Source organism: Natronotalea proteinilytica (assembly GCF_055379935.1).
In genome coordinates, this window is sequence record NZ_AP043947.1 from 3,682,078 (window position 1) to 3,702,312 (window position 20,235).

Here is a 20,235-nt window from a genome sequence, read left to right on the forward strand (position 1 = left end):
GTTAACGACGTTTACAGCCGACCACCCCCCTGTTGAAGGGGATCTGCTGCGGTGGGGACATGTCATCCTGTTTCGCGGCGAGGGTGCACGTAGCGCTGCTCGTCTCCGGCTGTGTTGTGCGCCGTAGCTCGACTCTCGTCGCGATGCTCCGCGTCGCGACGGAATGCGGACGCTCTGCGTCCTTCTGTTTCGGTGTGTTCTCTTTGCCTAGTCCTTGCACATAAATTTGTCTCTGGTATTTCGTTGATGGGAAATTTGACTCCTCCACTGTCTGTTCAATGAAAGACTGTTAGCCCCCACAAAAAGAACCCACCTGGACGTCTGCTCGAGCGAGTGGATCCTGAATCAAGTTCAGGATGACGTGTCGGGGGGACGGTGCTGGAGACGAAAGCTCCCTTTCAACTCGAACGCCCCCCCTCGAATGTCATCCAGATCCTGAATCGAGTTCAGGACAGGCAAGCAACCACCAACGATTATCACCATCTCAGGTTGCTAGGTTCTCTTTGCAAGAGAGCGGGGTGGTTTCTTGTGCGCGGTGTCAGATGGGTGGACGGCGGGCGTTGAGATCCCTCCGCCCGGGGCGTCGGGATGACAGCGAGATAAGGAACGCTGCTCGCAAGGGCGTGCCGTGCCACAGGGCGGGCAACCGAACAGAACCCGCTGTGCTTGCGTGTGAAGCCCGTGTTGCAAAGCGCGCACCCGGACGCTGTGTGTCCGTTCAGCCAACAATGCGCATACCATGCGTGTTGTTTTTGACTATTGTTCTTCGCCACGCCCCGCGCCTCCCTATGGCTTCTTCGCTTCCGAACAAATCGCCTCTTGTGCAACAGCTTCACGCACTGGTAGAGTCGGCTTCGTGCCTGCATACGGTTGTGTTTGTGCCGCAGCGCCAGCTGGGGCGTGCGCTCGATGAGGCCCTGGCGCGCCATCATCCGCATGCGGGGGTGCAATGCATTACGCTAACCGCCTATGCCGAGCGCTTGGCCCGTTCCGCAATGCTGCAGGAATCGCGCATCCGACTCCCTAAAGGCGTAGACCAGATGCTCAGCGCCTATGCGGTAAATCAGTTGGATCCCGAACGCCAACACCACCTGTTACAGGGCAGCACCCCCGCCCGGCTGGCGCGCTCGCTCGCAAACACCTTTAGCTTGCTCCGTACGCACGGCGTCTCGCATGAGGCGTATCAGGGGGCGCTGGAGGCGATGGGCGATGCCGCTCCGCAGCAGCACGCCCAGGCGCACGCGTACGCCCACTACGAAGAGGCGCTGCGCACCAACAACTATTACGACACCGCCGACGTATTGCGCCGGGCTGCCAGTCTGGTACGCAAGCAGACCGTCGTCGAACCCAGGCACGCGGTCTATGCCATTCTGGATGACGTGGAGGTGCCTGGATATGCACGGCAGTTGGTGGAAGCACTGGCCGCGGCCAGCCCGCACCCGCTCTACCGATTCGGACAGGAGCATCCCACCAAGCAGGCTCCGGTCTTAAGTGCCGCCAAGGTGCTCCCAGACGCGCCGGCCCCCATCCGCTCCACAGCAGGCCCTACCGCACAGGCCGTCCACACGCTGACGGCAGCGCGCGCGGCGCAGAACGACGCCGCGATGGAGCCCGATCATGCTCGCGATCTCACGTTTCGCACCACGGTGGGCCGCGCCGAAGAAGTGCGCACCGTCTTCCGCGACATCCAGGCGCGCGACCTGTCGCTGGATCAGGTCGAGATCGCCTACACCACGCCCGACCCGTACCTGGCCATCATCGAGCAGCAGGCCGAGCGGCACAACGTATCCGTCTCCCTGAGTTCGGGCCGCCACCTGCGCGAAACGCGTCCGGGGCAAGCGCTCATCGCCTACCTCGACTGGATCGCGGGGCCCCAAGAAGCCGCACCGTTCATCCACATGGTGCGAGCCGGACACCTTACGCTCCGCCGCACGGCGGGACTGGCCCTGTCGGATGCCGAAATTGCCACCTGGCTGGCCGAGCGGACCTACAAACCGGGGGCATCGAGCTTGCTGAAAGGCGTGGCGCGCCACATCGACCATGCCAAAGAGCAGGATTATGCCACGGATGCGCAGATTGTGCAATGGACGCGGCTTCACGAATCGCTCGAGGGGCTGCTTGGCGATCTGCCATCCGGGCCCTCCGACATCAAAACGGTGGCGCAGCACTGCGAGACGTTCCTGACGCAGTACGGCCCCACCGACAAACCGCGCGGATCCGCAGCAACGTTCGATGAGAAGGCACGTGGACGCATCCTACAGTACCTGAACACGCTGCAGCGCGAGCAGGAGGGCGACCTGTACAATGACAACACCAACCGTCTCGCCGACTACATCCGCACATGGGTGCGCGAAACGTTCGTGGGCGCGCAGCGTCCGCAGCCGGGCGAGGTGCATGTGGTGCCGCTTACCACCGTGGGCTATGCCGACCGACCGCATCTGTACGTGGTCGGCATGGACGCGGAGAGCCTCTCCGTGACGCTCAACGACGACCCGCTGTTGAGCGATGCCGACCGCCGCCGCCTCAACGAGCACGAGCAGATTACGCTGCCCCTCACCGCCAACCGGCGTCAGGAAGAGGACTGGCGGGTGCGGCAGGCGCTTCTGCGTCACCACGGCGACGCGACGTTTGTAATGCACCGATTCGATGTGCGGAGCAGCGAGGAGCGCTTTCCCAGCACGCTCTACCTGCAACTGCGCACCATGGCAGCGGCTGCGCTTTCAGACGCCAACGAGCACAATCACGCGCTCACCGTGTCGGATGCGCAGGATACGCTCGATACCCTCGATGCATGGGGCCTCACCAAAAAAGCACTGGCGGATGCAACACAGGGCACCGAATCGGCCAGCGCCTACCTAACACGTACAGCCCCGCACATCCTGCATGGCCTTGATGCCGAAACCGCACGGGCCTCCGATGAGGTGACCGCCTACGACGGTGTGCTGCAGGACCCTCCATATCCCGAACTCGATCTGCTCGATTCCAACACCGACACCATCGCCTCCGCCTCGCGCCTAGAGATGTTTGCCCGCACGCCGTATCTCTACTTCGTAAAGTACGTGCTGGAGGCCGAGCCGCTCGACGAGTCGGCCCTCGACGACGAAGACTGGCTCGACGCGCTTACGCGTGGGACCATCTTGCACCGCACCTACGAGCTGTTCTTGAATCCCGACGAGGGAGGCCTCGGGCGCATGCCGATGCTCGACGATCAGGAAGCGCTTGAGGATGCATTTGAGGCTGCCTTTGAAGAAGCTACTCAGCAGCGCGGTACGCCGCCAAACGATCAGATAGAAGCTGCGGCGAAAGAGGGCCTACGTGCCGATGTGAACGCCTTCCTCCGCGCCGACGCCGCGCGCGGAGCCGACCATCCCGACCTGACGCCCGAGCGTTTTGAGTGGAGTTTCGGCAACCGTCCGCCCGACGAGCATCCCGAGGTGGAACTGGCTACCGAGCGCGGCACGCTGCGGCTGCGCGGTGCGGTGGATCGTATCGATGCGCTGAACGGAGAACTGCTCATCTGGGACTACAAGACGGGCGGGATGCGCAACTACGATCCGCTCGACGGGCTCCGCAATAAGCGCTGGTCGCTCCAGTGGATGCTCTACGCCCGGGCCGTCGAAGAGGCGCTGGGGGGCTCGGTCGCACGCTCGGGCTACTACTTTGCCACCGCCCGGCAGATGGGGCGCACCGTGTCGTATCCACCTGACAGCACCGGCGACAGCCACCCGGACACGTACCGCGAGGATCTGAATCGCATCCTGAACACGCTCTCCGAGATGGCGCGCCACGGCGTGTTTGTGCCCTCGGGCGACTCGCTGAAGCAGAGCGACTGGCGCTACAACTACACCCCGCTCGTGTACGACCGCCGCGCCCGCCGCGAGCAAATCCGCTCGAAGTCCTGGCCCGATGACCTCCCACACCTGCATCATGATTGATCGGACCGTAGGGACACGGCGCGCCGTGTCCCTACGCACTTGATTTTATTGATCCGGGGCTCAACGCTCCTCCGTTGGATCTTATGCCCGGACGCTCCCGCACCCCGTACGAAGATATTCTCCCATTCACCCCCCATCTCCCATGCCTACCACCACCACCTCCGACGCCGCCGCCCGCACCCGCATCGGTCCGTACGCCGGTGAGGCGTTGCCCGACCTGGACGGATTTGACCCAAATACCAACTTTCTGGTGCGTGCTTCTGCCGGAGCGGGCAAGACCACTTCGCTCGTGGCCCGCATCGAAGCGCTGGTGCGCACCGGCGTGCCCATCGGCGACATCACCGCGATCACGTTCACGCGGAAGGCCGCAGGTGAGATGAAAGAGCGCCTGTTCGAGCGCCTGCAGCTGCTGCAGCACAAAGCGCCTGCTGGCTCGGCGGATGCACGGCGGTTGCGGCAGGGACTCGATGACCTGTCGCAGTGCTTTGTGGGCACCATCCACAGCTTCTGCGCGCGGCTCTTGCGCGAGTTTCCGCTGCAGGCCGCGCTGCCGCCGGACTTCGACATGGAGCTGGACGGGCGCGAGATCGACGAGATGAAGCGCCGCGCCTGGCAGCAGTACCTGCGGCGCATCCACAAGGAAGCGCCCGAGCGTATCGATGCGGTGCAGGCCGTGGGCTACACCCCCGCCGACCTCTACGACCAGTTCACCGTGCTGAGCCGCTATCCCGACCTGGAGCCATACACCGAAGACATCCCCGCGCCCGATCTTGACGAGGCTACCGCCACCGTCACCGAGTTTGTGCGTGCCTGGGCGCCGTACCTGCCTACGCCGCTGCCCGACACCAGTGGATACTGCTGCAACGCCCTTGCCGCCATCGCGCAGGCCGACCAGATGCTGCGGGTGAATCCGCCTGAAACGCCCGCCGAACAGGCCGCGCTGCTATCGCTCTTTGAGGGCCTCGCCAAAGACGACAATCGGAAAAACCGCGATGGACGCCGTGGCAAGATGACGCCCAGCCACTGGAAAGAGAACAAGCCTCAAGCCAAGGAGCTGCAAGACGAGCACCTCGCGCCGCTGGTCGACGAGGTGGTGGATCCAATCATGAGCCGCTGGCACGCGCATGCGCACCACGTGTGCACCCAGTTCACACAGGGCGCCGTGGAGCCCCTGCTCACCCTGCGCCGTGAACGCGGACAGCTCTCCTCCGGCGACCTCTTGCTCTACACCCGCAACCTGCTGCGCGACCATCCGAGCGTGCGCCGAGCGCTGCACCAGCGCTACCCGCGCCTCATGGTCGACGAGTTTCAAGACACCGATCCGCTTCAGGCCGAGATCCTCTTCTTCCTGACCGGCACCGACCACAAAACCACCGACTGGCGCGCCACCAACCCGGCACCCGGATCGCTCTTCGTGGTGGGCGACGACAAGCAGTCGATCTACCGCTTTCGCCGGGCCGACATGGCCATCTTCAACGAGGTAGCCGGTCTGGTCGACGACCAGCCGCATGGCGAAGCGCTCACGCTCACGCGCAACTTCCGCTCCACCGCGCGGCTCTGCTACGCCTTCAACGAGATGTTCGACCCCCCCTTCACCACCGACCGCACCGAGGCCGAAGCCGACCCGACGCACGACCTGCCTGCCGATGCCGTGCAGGCCGAGTACACCGACTTCGACCCGCACCGCACCACCAATCCCGACGATCCGGTGCTCTACCAGTCGACCATCGAATACAAGAGGCGCAACAACTCTACCGCCATCGCTGAAGACGATGCCGAGCGCATCGCCCGGTACATCCACCACGCTGCCACCACCAACGAGCCGCTGCAGCACCGTCCCAGCGGCACACTCGTTGAGGGACAGCCCGGCGACTTCATGATCCTCACGCGCGTCACCTCGCGCCTCTCGATCTACGCCGAAGCGCTGGCTCGCTACAACATCCCGTACGTCGTGATGGGCGGCAAAGACGCCCACGAATCGCGCGAACTGCACGCCCTTGTGCAGCTCCTCACCTGCGTCTTCCGCCCCGACGACCCGCTGGCCCACCTCGCCTACCTGCAAGGTCCGCTCGTCGGATTTAGCGATGAGGACCTGTATCGCCTCAAACAATCGGGGCTGGTCTTGGGGGAGGTGAAGCGGTCCGTACCCCGCCACGCTCCTGCCGATCTCCGAGAGCGACTGACCGCCGCGCATGAGTGTCTCACATCCGCCGAAAAGGTGCTGCAAGAGAATCGCGCGGCGCCCGCCATCGAATCCATTCTGGACGACAGCCAGCTTTACGCCCGCGCCGCCTCTGATGCCACCGAGGGCTCCCTCAACGCAGGCCGCCTGCAGCGCATTCTGGCCGAGGTGCAAGCCTTTGACGCGCGCGGCTTCTCCGCCTACGAGATCTGGCGCGAGCTGCAGTACATCGCCGATGGCAACGCCGACATCGACGGCATGACGCTCGATACCGGCTCCGAAAACGCGGTGCAGCTCTTGAACGTGCACAAAGCCAAGGGCCTGCAGGCCAACGTCGTCTTCCTGGCGGATCCGTATGGTGGATCGCGCAGCGGCAGTATCACCGAGCATGTACGGCGACAGCAGAGCGAGATTGTGGTGCCTGTCATCAACGCGTATCAGCACAACACGAGCGTTGTGGCTGCGCCCGAGGCATGGCCCGAGTTTGAAGCCGTCGAGAGCGTGCTAGAGGAGGCCGAGGCGCACCGTCTGGAGTATGTGGCAGCTACGCGCGCGAAGCAGATGCTGGTCGTATCCCGCTACCACCACAAGAACGACGGCTACAAACCCGGCTACTGGCGTGCGGTGGATGCGTACTGCAGCGCTCACGATGTAACCGAACTGCCTGCCGCAGCGGGCGAACGCCCCGAACCGCCTACGCCGCACGTGCTGCGTGATGTGCACGATCATCTGAACACCAAACGTGAGGAGCGCACGAAACTGGCCCGCCCCACGTATCAAACTGCCACGATGACCGATCTTGCGGATACCAGTACCGATGCCCCAGCGCCGCAATCCGGCTACTCCGCTGCGTTCGGCAACGCGCTGCACGACCTGCTTGAACAGGTGATTCTGCAGCATCCGACTCCGCCAACGTACGAAGCAGATCACCTGCAGGCGTTGCTAATTCAGCACGAGGCCAACCCGGATCAGCAGGATGTGCTGCAGCGCATGCTCGATCACCTGCTCGACAGCTCGCTCTGGGCCACCCTCCACCAAGCCGATCCGGTGCATACCGAGGTACCACTGGCGCACCCGGTCTCTGACGCCGATGGCCTGCGTACTGTGCAGCAAGGCACCGTTGACCTGGCGTATCGTCTCGACGGCACCTGGCACCTGGTGGACTTCAAGAGCGACCGTGTCGGGTCCGCCGAACGGTTGGAGGCGCTAACGCATGCCTACGCGGCGCAACTTCGCCTCTACGCCAACGCGTGGACTGCCGCCACGGGCGAGCATCCCACCTGTACCCTCTGGTTCGCCGACGCCCCCCCACCGATGCGCGCCCTGCAGACAGTGTAGTATTCTGTCACACCTGAAAGTTAGGGGCCAACATTGTCATCGCGAGGAGGGAGCCCTGCGGCTGACGTGGCGCTGTGAGCGATAGCGAACGAGCACTTCCTCCCTGCGGTCGGGGCGCTTCGCTGCGCTCGCAATGACATGGTTGTAGACTTTTCTCGGTACGTTAGGGTGCAGCGTTACCTGAAGATTGACCTGTGACACAGCAGTAGTGCTGTGTTACTCTTGAATGATTGGGTACGGAGACCGTGCCAAACTCTGTGCCCCTCCCAAAAACCTGTCATGGTGAGCACGCGACGGGCCCAGCCCGGAGCACGCCGAACCCTCTCCTCGGCGTTCAGCAGGCGATGGACGATTCAGCGGCCCTGCCCATTTCGGGGGAGATTGTTATTCGCTTCGCTCGTGTCAGACTCCGCGTTTTCTAGGCGGAGCCGCTCCGCTCAGGATGAAGTTCGGACGCGAAAAAACCCCGCCTCTCGTGGCGATGCTCTGCGTCGCCACGCCTGCTAAGACGCTCCAGCGTCCCCAGCAAACCGCTTCCCGTCAACTCCGCGTTGCTCCTCCCCGATGGCGGTAGTGTTGTGTATAAACTGTAGCTTGAAGGAGGGAGCCCGCGACCGCCGTGGCGATCTCATGCCTCTCGATTGGGCAGTGCCGTCCAGTCTGACGTAAAGAACCGGGCGGCTCGGTACGTTTAGACCGACAAGGCCCACTCGAAAATTGATCTGTGACAGGACATGAGGCACACCTGCGTCTACTCCGCCTCGGCGCGGGCTTCGTCTACGATGGTGCGCACATCCTGAAGCAGGCGATTGGCATCGTACACAATGCCGTCTTTCACGGTGTAGGATACGCCTCCGACCCATTCTACCGTGTCGGTTTCGTCGTTCAGGCGCGGCGTGCCGGTGCCATAGAGCACTTTCAGGTTTTCGAGCGGATTCTCATCCACAATCACCAGGTCGGCGTACTTGCCCACCTCAACACTGCCGATGTCGTCTTCCATGCCGAGCGCTTCCGCTCCGTTGAGCGTGGCCGCCGTAATCACTTCCAGCGGATGAAATCCCGCCTCCTGCAGCAACTCCAACTCGCGGATAAATCCGAATCCGTACACCTGATAGATGTACCCGCTATCGCTCCCCGCCGTAACGCGTCCACCCTGGTTTTTGTACTCGTTCAGAAACGTCATCCACCGTGCATAATTGCGCCGCCAGTTGACCTCATCGGTGGTGGTCCAGTCGAAAAAGTAAGAGCCGTGATCTTCGCGACTCGGTGTAAAGAAGTCGTGGAGCGAGGGCAAGGTATAGTCCTCGTGCCAGTCGGCATTGCGAGCCCGCATATGGTCGCGGCTGGCTTCGTAGATGTTGAGGGTCGGGTTCATCGTGAAGTCGAGTGCCAGCAGCGAATCGCGCACGGTGATCCACCGGTCGCTGCCCGGCTCGGCGGCCTGCTCCCACAACCGCCCGGCTTCGCGAAAGCGATCTTGTTCGTTGTTGTAGTTGTATGTGACCGGGTAATCTTGCACGGTGCGGTCGTCGAAGAGCGCCTCGGGCAGGCCGTACCAGTGCTCCATGGTGGTAAGTCCCCACGACGCGGCGGTAAGTGCGTTCACCCGAGTGACGTTGAGTTGGGCGTGATGCATGGCGGTGCCAATGTCTTGCTGCTGGGCTTCATCGAGGGCCGCCTCCATCACAGTAGGACGCGCCCCAAAGAACTTAATGCCTGCTGCCCCCCGGTCGGCTATGTCTTGAACCCAGCTGCGGGCTTGTTCGGCGGTTGCGATGCTACCTTCATGATCGGTGCCAAAGCTCACGTACGGCACAATGCGGGGAGCCACAATATCGTTGGTTTGGCTTCGATCGCGGTGGTCGAAGGTCCAGGCGACGCCGTTGAAGCTTCCGGGCTCCCGCACGGTGGTGATGCCGTGGCCGGTCCACAGCTTCAGGACATACTCGGCCGGTGTGCCCTGCGCGGTTCCACCCAGGTGCGCATGCATATCCACGAATCCAGGGAGCACATAGTGCCCCTCCAGGTCGATCTCGTGGTCGCCTGCTTCGGGACGGTCGTCCTCATCTATGGGGACGCCGGGATGTCCCACGCTTTCAATATCGACGATGCGATTGTCTTCGATCACAATGTCCACCGGGCCTACAGGCGGAGCTCCGGTGCCATCAATGAGCGTGGCGCCACGTAATACGAGTCGCTCGTAGGGGCCATTGCCCTCGTCATCGGCGCGGTCGGGAGCTGGGGGGAGTCCGTTGTCTTGAGCAGTGACGGGCAGCACGCACAGAAGCAGGGCAAGTGTCGTCCCCCATATGGTGTAGGCAGAGGAGCATCGGGTAGGCATACAGCGTGAGTGTAAGTGGATTGATGGGCAAGCATCGGGGGCGTACTAGACGCAAGATAACGTGTTACGCCAGGAGTTGCAACGGCGTCTTCCTCCTCGTGTGATCAAACGAACCCACCCTTCCGTAACGCATGCAGCGGGAGCCCCACCAAACGTAGTGCTGTGTTACAGGTCAAAGTTTGGGTTGCACCGCACTCCTTTAAATGATGTCATCTTGAGCGTAGCGGCTCCGCCTAGGAGACGCGGAGTCCTGACACGAGCGTAGCGACTGACGAACGTAGTGAGTAAAGATCTCCCCCGAAATGAGCAGGGCCGCTCGATCAGAACCTGCTGAGCGTCGCGGAGATGGTTCGGCGTGCTCCGGGCTGGGCCCGTCGCGTGCTCACCATGACAGGTTTTTTGGAGGGGGTTGAGACACGGAGTTTGGCACGGTCTCCGTACCCTAACCTTCAGCTGTGACAGAGCAGTAGTACCGTGTTTAGCGTCTATACAGTTGGAAACCTACACGTGTGAGCCTGCCCCCCTCCTCACACGCCGTCATGGGATATCCCATTCACGTTTTCCCCATCAGTTGCATCATGCTGCCATGCTGACCCCTTCAGAGACGCAGGTTGATTATCAGACGCTATACGAGGAAGCCCCGGTTGCTTATTTCTCTGTATCGCCGGGCGGCTATATCCAACAGGTAAATCAGCCCTCATTAGAACTGCTTGGATACACGCGCGAAGAAATCATTGGGCGATCGGTGATCACGTTGTATGCGGATACGGACGCGGGGCGCGTGAAGGCGCGGCGGGTTATAGAGCGTCTGCACCAGGGGGCATCGCGTGCACAGGAAGAGTTGCAAATGAAACGAGCCGATGGCCACACAATCTGGGTGCAACTGACTGTGCATCCCATTCGCGATGAAGACGGCACCATTCAACGGTTTCAATCGGTGGCGGTGGATATCAGTGAGCGTAAGCAAATGGAGGCTACACTGCATGCCACGCATGAGACGCTTGAACAGCGCGTTGCTGCCCGTACGCAGGAGCTTGAGGCAGCCAATGAGGCACTGCGGGACGAAGTGCGTCAACGCAAGGCAGTACAAGAACAGCAAGCGCGTCAGGTGGCGGCAATGGATGCGGCCCAGGCAGGCATTTCGATTCATGATGCCGGGGGAACGTTTCGGTACGCCAACAACGCGCATGCCCACATCTACGGATACGAGACCGCCAGCGACCTCGTTGGCCAGTCGTGGCGCATGCTGTACAGCGAAGCCGAGCAAGCGTACATTGAAACAGAGGTGTTTCCGGCTGTACAGAAAAACGGCCAGTGGGCCGGTGAGCTTACCGGACGCAAAAAGAATGGGGAGACGTTTCCCGTTTACCTTACGCTTACAAAGCTCGACAGCGGTGGGTTAACGTGTACCTGCGAAGACATCTCCGATCGCAAGCGGCGCGAGCAGCAACTCAAAATGTACACACAGCGCCTTGAAGTGCTGCGCGATATCGATCAGTCTATTCTTGAAGCCCGGTCGCCGCAGGCCATTGCCCAGGCTGCAATGAAACGCCTCCATCGTCTTGTGCCATGCTCACGGTCTAGCATCGCCCTGTTCGACAAAAACGCTGGGCAAGGAACGGTGCTCGCACGGTACAGCCAGGGAGCATCTACGCTGGATACCGGACAAACGCTTCCTCTTGAACACTTCGAAACCGGTCCCGATGTATCTGAAGCGGGCGCGTATGTCGTGAACAATCTTGACGCCATACGGCAAACTCCTTTGATTGAGGCCTTGAAAGAAGAGGGTATCACTGCGTTCATGGCGGTGCCTATGGAAATTGATGATACAACCATTGGATTGGTAAACGTGGGTACAAACACGCAGCACCGTTTTAAGCGGGAGGAGCAGCGCATCCTGAAAGAAGTCACCGACCAGCTTACGATTGCTATTCGTCAGGCCCAACTGCTAGAGCAGGTGCAACAGCAAACCGAACGGCTCGAACAACGCGTAGAAGAACGCACCAAAGAGCTGGAGTCGTTTACGTATTCGGTATCGCACGACCTGCGCACCCCGCTACGGGCCGTAGATGGATTTGCGAAACTGCTCATGGATTCGCATGCCGATCAGCTTGATGACGAAGGGCAGCGCTTGTTGAACGTCATTTACGAGAGTGCCCAACGGATGGGGCAGCTCATTGACGATTTGCTTGCCCTCTCGCGGCTGGGACGACGCGAAATGCGGCAGTGCACGGTAGATATGGAGGCTGTGGCCCATGACGTCACGCAGGAACTGGCCCGCTCATATCCCCATGCGCCCGAATCCGTCACCATTGAGGCATTGCCCCCCGCTTCAGGCGATCAGGCGATGCTCCGCCAGGTGCTCTCGAATCTTATTTCGAATGCCCTTAAGTTTACCAGCGAAAGCACGGATCCGCAGGTTCAGGTGGGGGTCCGCGCGAAGCAGGATATGCTCACGTATTACGTGCACGACAATGGAGCCGGGTTCGACATGGACTACGCCGACAAGTTGTTTGGCGTCTTCCAGCGGCTGCACGACGATGACGAGTTTGAAGGCACAGGCGTAGGGCTCGCTATCGTGGAGCGCGTTATCCGGCGGCACAACGGACGCGTGTGGGCCGAAGGGGAAGAGGGATGCGGGGCCACATTCTACTTTACGCTCCCCGCTGCCAAAGACGCCATGGACTGCTGATTTAAGTATCGACACACGTCCGTTTCAGGTAAGTGCCCTCAACAATAGTTTTGGGGATTGCCGGTTGGTTTCCCCTCCATCCTACCCTTCCTCCCCGAGTACGTGTTTAACGTGGTTCAATGGCCGCCGGGATATCCGCTTCGCTTCTGATCCCGGGCTACGGAACGGCGCCGTGTCAGGCAAACCCATAGCCGGGGACCGCTTGCGTCCCCGGCGATCTGGGAACAAGTCGCTAAACACGTACCTCCCCGAGGAGAAAGGAACCGTGGAAGGGGTTCCTCAAGTCCCCCTCAGAGGAGCTATGGCGTATACACAACGCAACCGGAGGCGAACTCCCGCTTGCGTCCTCGTCGCGATGCTCCGCGTCGCGACGGTCGAATGGACGCTCTGCGTCCAACGTAACCCCCCGAGGTAAAGAAACCAGGTGGTGGATTAGGGATGCTGGAGCGTTCCAGCAGGCGCAGCGCCGCGTCAGTCGCAGGGCTCACTCCTCGCGATGACAATGTTGGACCATAACCTTCAGGTGTCGCACAGCACTACCCCATCGCCTCGCGCAACTGCGTACAGGCTTGGTCGAGCACGGGGAGCTCTTTGGCAAAGCAGAATCGCAGTTTTGTGCTACCGTCTGCAGGATCCTGATAAAACGAGCGTCCGGTTACGCTTGCCACATGCGCTTCCTCGATGAGTGTGTGACAAGCGGCTTTGTCATCCTCGAAGCCGGTTCGGGTTGCCTGCAGGGGCGCAAAGTCGGCCAGCACGTAGTATGCGCCTTCGGGCCACGGTACGTTGAACCCAATCGCTTCCAGCGTTTCGCACAGCATGTTGCGTCGTGCGGTATAGTCGGCCTGCATCTGTTGGATGTAATCGTCGCCCAGCTCCTCCAGCGCGGCAAGCAGACCATGCTGAAGAGGCCGTGCGGCGCAGATGTAGAACAGATCATTGAGAAGCCCCATCTTTTCGATAAGTGGAGGTGGAGCAATACCATACCCCATGCGCCATCCGGTTACATTGTACGACTTCGAGAAGCCCGAAATCGTGACCGTTCGTTCATAGGCCTCGGGCAGCGATGCAAGAGAGATATGCTCATGGTCGTCGTACAGCATGTACTCGTAGATCTCATCGGTGATGGCGATGAGGTCGTGCTGCTGCATCAGATCGAGCAGCGTCTCTAGCTCGTGGCGTGCCCATACCTTGCCGCTTGGATTTACGGGCGTTGTTACGACGACTGCACGCGTGTTCTCGTTGATGGTGTTCTTGAGCGCCTCCACATTCAGCGTGTTGCCGGGACCGCCCAAAGGCACGTAGCGAACGGTTGCGCCGGTGAGCGCCAGAATGTTACGGTGATAGCCATAGAACGGCTCGAACAGAATCACTTCGTCGCCTTCCTCCAGCAGCGCCATGGCTGCCGTAACGAAGACCCCGGTGGATCCTACGCTTACCATCACCTCGTCTGGAGACGTAGCGGGCACGTTGTTGTACGTTTGGGCCTTTTCCAGAATGGCTGCTCGGAGGGGTTCGATGCCTGCATAATGCGAGTAGATGGAGTGATCTGCAGTGATTGCCTGACGCGCTCGTTCGCGAATCGGCTCGGGGGTGGGCAGGTCGCAAATCCCCTGTCCCAGATTGATGCCATCCACTGCGTTCACCTGCTGTGTAACGGCGCGGATGTCGCTCTGCTTCAGAGCATCGGTGCGTTCAGCGAGGGAGATTGTTTGCATAAGAGTTTGGAAGCGGTTCCAGGGTGAGGCGATAAGGGAGGCCCGCTACCGTAGGTCCGTACAACAGCAGCGGAGACAACAAACACGGCATTGTGAGCAAGATGTACCGCCACGAGGCGCGGAAGATCAGTTGATACACTGCAGATCCTTTAGCAAGAAGGAAACGCCGCCATTCACTCTGATCCCTTATCGGTGCAGGCAAAAAGGGAGTGCTGTGCCACACATGAATGGTAGGGTCCAACATTGCTATGACGAGCAAGGAGCCTGCGACCGACAGGTCGCTTTGCTCCGCGCGTTATTGCGTTCCTCCTGTGCCTGTCGTCGTCCTCTGTAGGCGCGTGTTACAATGCTTCACTCCGTGCAGTATGGCCCGTGAGAAAAACGCGGGGACAAACGCCTTTGGGTAGAATACCAAGTAACGTCTTTCCACTACCAGAAAAGGAATGGCCTCATCCAATGCGCTATTCCGTGGTGCTCTCACAGCATATTTTGGAGTAAGCCAAAGGCACCTCTTGATGTGCACCATCAATTCATATTACGCGTGATCGATATGTGCAGGGTCTCGTCAGATCTGTGCATAAGATTGTCAGATTTGTACACACAGCAGTCAGATTTGTGCATATGATTGATTTGTGCACAGGTTTGCGGGGTTTGTGCACAAACAGAGCCGGAATCTTCTCATACGTTCGGGGCAATGCCACCGCCCCCAAGGCGGTCTAGATAGCCTAAACGTATACATCCGGTTCTGGGAACGATGCCTACTATATTGCTACCCTCTCATGTTAAGCATGTCTCCTATACGCGTCGTACAAGGACGTTCACATGGCTCATAGCGCTTATGCTTCTTGTGGGGCTGACCGTGCCGCACACCAGCACCGCCCAGAGCATCTGGAGCAGCCCCTTCGACTCTGGGCCCGAAGACGAAGAAGACACCTACTCCACTTGGGGCACCCCCAACGATGCCTCTACCTACAGCAATCCGTGGGGCTCTGATGAGGAGGACGACGACTCCTGGGGCTACAACCCATGGGACACCAGCTACGACGACCCGTGGGATAGCTCGTCCAATAGCTCCGGCGGCTCCGACTGGTCGAGCGACTTCTACGACTTTGATGATGAGAATAGTAGCAGCAGTGGCTCGGCAGATCGGGTGGGGGATGGGGTTATGATGAACAATTCTTTTAAATGTCTGAGCAATGACAATTGTGGTGGTGCAGGAGGAAACGCGCTTTGCTGCATAAACAGTGAAGGCACTGCCTCAGCATGTTCAAATAACGCTGGTAACTGTACGGGAGGAGACGCTGGCGACCTTAATGGCGGAACTCCAATTGAGGATCCTGATTCTCCTGATCCTATCCCCGTTGACGGTGCTCTCCTCTATCTGGTCATAATCGGCGTTGCGTATGGCGCCTACAAGTTGCGTGGGCTGTAACCCCTGGCCTATAGTTGTCGCGACCCGTTTCAGACGACACGCGCATGTCCCCACCCGTGCGTGCTTCATATCCCCACCCCACCGTTTTCCGTCCAATGCATTATTCCGGTAACAAGATTGCTCACGAGCCTAATACGCACGATCGCTTGCGTGCAACATCCTCATCGACACATGTCCTGCTCATTGACCAGAACGACGACCTCCGTGGATTCGTGCGGGCCTGTCTTACCGAGCACTGGCGCGTGAACGAAGTCACAGGGGTGCGCAGTGCGCTCCGGTGGCTCCGCAAAATGCCGCAGCGCAACATCGCAATTGTAGGCACGCTCCCCAAGTCAAAAGCAGACGTGTTGGGAGAGGCCCTACGGTCTATGCATGCCACACGAACGCTTGCCTTACAAATGACAACGAGCGTCCCTGTCTGGGCCGAGGCCGCGCTGCAGCATCCGTTTACCGCAACCGATCTGCGAGAGGCCGTGACGGTGCTTGAAGCCTGATCGCTTTTGAACCCGCACACAAGCCGCCGGGTACCAGTCTAATCCGTCTGGTTCTCCCCACACAACGGTTTGAGTATGGCTACGTCGTCGGATGCGCTGCGCTTTCTGGATCCGGTGGCCGTTTCGCAGTTGGGCACCATGGAGCTGCGTGCGCGGTTCATTGTGGAGGGGTTCATGACCGGGCTGCATCGCAGTCCGTATCACGGCTTTTCGGTCGAGTTTGCCGAGCACCGTCCGTATCACCCCGGCGACGAGTTGCGCCATGTGGATTGGAAGGTCTATGCCAAGACCGACCGCTACTACATTAAGCAGTACGAGGAGGAGACGAACCTGCGCCACTACGTAGTGCTCGACACCTCCGCTTCCATGCATTACAAGGGGCAGGCCGAGCTTAGCAAGCTGGAGTACGGCGCGTACCTGGCCGCCGGGCTGCATCATCTTATGCTGCAGCAGCGCGACGCCACTGGACTCATGGCGTTCGACGAAACCGTGCATACGGTGCGTCCGCCCAGCGCGGCGCCGAACCATCGGCGCACGCTCCTCAAAACGCTCGACGCCCTCACCCGTCGCGATGCGGCCGGCACCCAGACCAACGCCGCCAGCGCGCTCAACGAGGTGGCCGAGCGCATCGGACGGCGGTCGCTGGTGGTGGTTATCACCGATCTGTTTGAGAACGTGGGCGCGCACGACGACCTGCTGCAGGCGCTGCGGCGGCTGCGGCACCGGGGACACGAAGTGATCGTCTTTCACGTGCTGGAGGGCGCTACCGAGCGCCAGTTTCAGTTTCCAGATCGCCCCATGCTCTTTCGCGACGTAGAAACAGGCACCGAACAGATGGTGCACCCGGCCCAACTGCGCGAGCACTACGCGGAGGCCGCCGAGCACTTTATGGAGCGATTTCGGCGGTCATGTCTGGAGCACAACATCGACTTCGCCACGCTCGACACGCAGACCTCCTACCGCGAGGCGCTGTTGGCGTATCTCAACAAACGACAGCGGCTGGTGTAGCGTTGTGCTCCTGATCCTGGGCTGTGGAACCGCGCGATGTAAGCAAACCCGTAGTTAAACACGGCCCCTCCCCTCACCACAAGTCATCCCGGGCGAAGCGGAGCGAAGACCCGGGATCTCTGCCCGACTCAGGACCACCCCGCCCTTCGGGCCCCCCTCCTTTCCGGCTGCGCCGGCAGGAGGGGACTCCGCAGCGTGGCGTTTCATGCTCCGAGGCACCCGCCACCACGCCATCCCGTTCAAGAGCCCCAGCGCAACACCGCCCCCGGTCCATTCGTAGGCACGCCGTCTCTGCGCGCATCCATTATCACCAACCCGCCTTTGTATCATGCACCTCACCGATCCCAACGCCTCCATCTACATTGCCGGACACCGTGGCATGGTCGGCAGTGCCATCTGGGAGGCCCTCAAATCTGCTGGATACACCAACCTGATCGGGCGCACCAGCAGCGAACTCGACTTGCGCAATCAGGCGGATACGAACGTGTTCTTTGAGACACATGCGCCCGACTTCGTCGTCGTGGCGGCGGCGCGCGTGGGCGGCATCCTCGCCAACGACCAGTACCCCGCCGACTTCCTCTACGACAACCTCGCCATTGAGGCGAACGTGATTCGGGCGGCGCAGCAGCAGGGCGTGGAGCGGCTTGTATTCCTCGGATCCACCTGCATCTACCCCAAGCACGCCCCCCAGCCGATGCCCGAAGACAGCCTGCTGACGGGGCCGCTGGAGCCGACGAATCAGTGGTATGCCATCGCCAAGATTGCCGGACACAAGCTGTGCCAGGCGTTTCATCGGCAGCACGGCAGCGATATGGTCACGCTGATGCCGACTAACCTCTACGGGCCCAACGACAACTTCGACCTGGAGACGAGCCACGTGCTGCCTGCGCTCATCCGCAAGTTTCACGAAGCCAAGAGCGCCGCTCCCGACGGTAGCGATGCGCCGGTGACGCTCTGGGGCAGCGGCACGCCCAAACGCGAGTTCCTCTACAGCCATGACCTCGCGGATGCGGTGCGCTTTGTGCTGGAAACGCCAGAAGACGCCTTGCGCGAGGCAGCCTACGAGGGCATGCTAAACGTAGGCGTAGGCGAAGACCTCTCGATCAACGAACTGGCCGCGACCATCCAGGACGTAGTTGGTCACGACGGCCCCATTGAGCACGATCCCTCGAAGCCCGATGGTACGCCGCGTAAGCTGGTAGACACCACGCGCATGGACGAACTCGGCTGGTCGGCGCAAACCAGCTTGCACGACGGCATCCAGAAAACATACGACTGGTACCGCGAACACGAGGAGGAATGGGTTGCGGCGTGACGTGTCTTCTGCACACGGGCTGTCGTAGTGCGTGCGCGGCATAGGTCCGTTATGGGGGGCCATGTGTGTCTGCAACGCAGCCCCTGCGTCGGCTCGTGTTGAGATGCTTCACTCCGTTCACCATGACAAACGAGAAAGATGTCATTTAACGCTTTACCACTATCCTTTCTCGAAACTATGCGCGCCCCGTAACAAATGCGCAGCCTCCGAATCGGTCGAGGCAGGCATGCAGTATGAGGGTGTGATCTCAATCCACCCTTCACGAAAACCCCCGTTTGCGATGTCGTCCCCGGTGCAGGTCGTCTGGTACAAACGCGACCTTCGGGTGGACGATCATCGTCCGCTTGCTCGGGCGGCGGAGCGCGGGCCGGTGCTTCCGCTCTATGTGGCTGAGCCGTCGCTGGCTGCAGCCGATGATTACGCGCCGCGCCGCTGGACGCTCATCCGGGAGGCCCTGATCGAACTGCGGGCGCGTCTTTCCAAGCGGGGCCAGCCGCTCGTGGTGCGCTGCGGCGAGATGCCGGCGACGCTGCGGGCTATCCGCGAGGCCGTGGGTCCCCTCCGGATTTGGGCGCACGAGGAAACCGGCAACGGGCGGACCTACGCGCGAGACGAGCGGGTGCGCGCCTGGGCTGAGGAAGCAGGCATTCCGTTTACCGAGGTTCCGCAGCGCGGCGTCATCCGGGGTCCCCACGACCGCGACCAGTGGGCCGATCGGTGGGAAGCGTCGATGCGTCGCCCCCTCGCGTATCCGCCGGACACGCTTACACCCGTGGACGCCATCGACCCTGGGCCGCTGCCGTCGCATGAGGACCTGGGGCTCGGGCCCTCGACGGCGGCCCTGCAACAGATCGGCGAAGCGGAGGCCCACCGCACGCTTCACAGCTTCCTGACCGAGCGCGGCCGGCAGTATCCGCAGAAGATGTCCAGCCCCGTGACAGCCTTGCAGGCCTGCTCGCGCCTGTCGGTCCCCCTCGCCTACGGCACCATCAGTCTCCGTCGCGTGGTCTACGAGCTCCGCCGCCGGCAGGATGCCCTGACGGCTCGGCCCGACTCCACGAGCCGAGCCTGGACGCAGGCGCTGCAGCAGTTTGAAAGTCGCCTCTACTGGCACAGTCATTTCACCCAAAAGCTGGAAGACGCCCCGCGCATCGAGCACGAAAGCTATATCCCTGCCTTCGACGCCCTCCGTGCCGACGACTTCGACCCGGCGCGCTACGAGCGATGGCTCCGCGGCCAAACCGGCTTTCCCATGGTAGATGCATGCATGCGCTGCCTCCGGACGACGGGCTGGCTCAACTTCCGGATGCGGGCGATGCTCTGCTCGTTTGCCGCCTATGACCTGTGGCTCGATTGGCGCCGCTTCGCGCCGACCTACGGCGGCCTCATGGCGGACTACCTGCCGGGCATCCACTACCCGCAGGTGCAGATGCAATCCGGCACCACCGGCATCAACCAGCTCCGGATTTACAACCCGGTCAAGCAGGGCCATGACCATGATCCCGACGGAACGTTCATTCGGCGATGGGTACCCGAACTGGCCCACCTCGAGACGGACGCCTACGTGCACGAACCCTGGCGCATGACTCCCATCGAGCAACAGGCCGCGGGGTGCGTCATTGGCACGGACTACCCCGAGCGCGCGGTCGATCATCTGAAGGCGTATCACCACGCGCAAGAGACCATCCGTTCGATGCGAAAGCGTCCCGAAATTCAAGCGCAGGCCGAGGTCATTCTACAGCGGCACGGCAGTCGCCGCAACAGGCGGCGAACATGAAGA

At 61.2% G+C, this 20,235-nt stretch carries 10 protein-coding genes; 8 read left to right on the top strand and 2 right to left on the bottom strand.

From position 1 onward, the window contains the following. The first annotated feature begins 788 nt into the window (after positions 1–788). On the top strand, positions 789–3,935 hold the full coding sequence (locus tag ACZ5AL_RS14705; RefSeq protein ID WP_464511338.1) for a PD-(D/E)XK nuclease family protein: 3,147 nt from the start codon (positions 789–791) through the stop codon (positions 3,933–3,935). A 142-nt stretch (positions 3,936–4,077) separates the two neighbouring features. Further along, entirely contained in the window at positions 4,078–7,455 is a 3,378-nt protein-coding gene (locus ACZ5AL_RS14710; RefSeq protein ID WP_464511339.1) for a UvrD-helicase domain-containing protein, read from the top strand. A 751-nt stretch (positions 7,456–8,206) separates the two neighbouring features. Here the strand turns inward: ACZ5AL_RS14710 and ACZ5AL_RS14715 are convergent. After that, entirely contained in the window at positions 8,207–9,796 is a 1,590-nt protein-coding gene (locus ACZ5AL_RS14715) for an amidohydrolase family protein (protein ID WP_464511340.1), read from the bottom strand. Positions 9,797–10,382: 586 nt separating this feature from the next. Between ACZ5AL_RS14715 and ACZ5AL_RS14720 the strand changes: the two genes are divergently transcribed. Then, positions 10,383–12,488: a PAS domain-containing sensor histidine kinase gene (locus tag ACZ5AL_RS14720; protein WP_464511342.1), complete on the top strand. Its 2,106-nt coding sequence runs from the start codon at positions 10,383–10,385 to the stop codon at positions 12,486–12,488. A gap of 536 nt (positions 12,489–13,024) precedes the next feature. On the opposite strand, the gene ACZ5AL_RS14725 is transcribed toward ACZ5AL_RS14720, so the two are convergent. Next, a complete protein-coding gene (locus ACZ5AL_RS14725) occupies positions 13,025–14,206 on the bottom strand; it encodes a pyridoxal phosphate-dependent aminotransferase (RefSeq protein ID WP_464511343.1) in 1,182 nt (393 codons plus the stop codon). A gap of 838 nt (positions 14,207–15,044) precedes the next feature. Here ACZ5AL_RS14725 and ACZ5AL_RS14730 point away from each other — a divergent pair. The 5 genes from ACZ5AL_RS14730 to ACZ5AL_RS14750 all read left to right on the top strand — a co-directional run bounded on the left by ACZ5AL_RS14730 (position 15,045) and on the right by ACZ5AL_RS14750 (position 20,232). After that, complete coding sequence (locus tag ACZ5AL_RS14730) at positions 15,045–15,638, top strand: hypothetical protein (protein WP_464511344.1); 594 nt, start codon at positions 15,045–15,047, stop codon at positions 15,636–15,638. 95 nt (positions 15,639–15,733) lie between these two features. After that, positions 15,734–16,132: a hypothetical protein gene (locus tag ACZ5AL_RS14735; protein WP_464511346.1), complete on the top strand. Its 399-nt coding sequence runs from the start codon at positions 15,734–15,736 to the stop codon at positions 16,130–16,132. Positions 16,133–16,207: 75 nt separating this feature from the next. Next, the gene (locus ACZ5AL_RS14740) at positions 16,208–17,140 is read left to right on the top strand and encodes a DUF58 domain-containing protein (RefSeq protein WP_464511347.1); all 933 of its coding nucleotides are present in this window, start codon (positions 16,208–16,210) and stop codon (positions 17,138–17,140) included. Positions 17,141–17,468: 328 nt separating this feature from the next. Continuing rightward, on the top strand, positions 17,469–18,455 hold the full coding sequence (locus ACZ5AL_RS14745) for a GDP-L-fucose synthase family protein (RefSeq protein ID WP_464511348.1): 987 nt from the start codon (positions 17,469–17,471) through the stop codon (positions 18,453–18,455). A 280-nt stretch (positions 18,456–18,735) separates the two neighbouring features. After that, positions 18,736–20,232: an FAD-binding domain-containing protein gene (locus ACZ5AL_RS14750; protein ID WP_464511350.1), complete on the top strand. Its 1,497-nt coding sequence runs from the start codon at positions 18,736–18,738 to the stop codon at positions 20,230–20,232. The last annotated feature ends 3 nt before the right edge of the window (positions 20,233–20,235 follow it).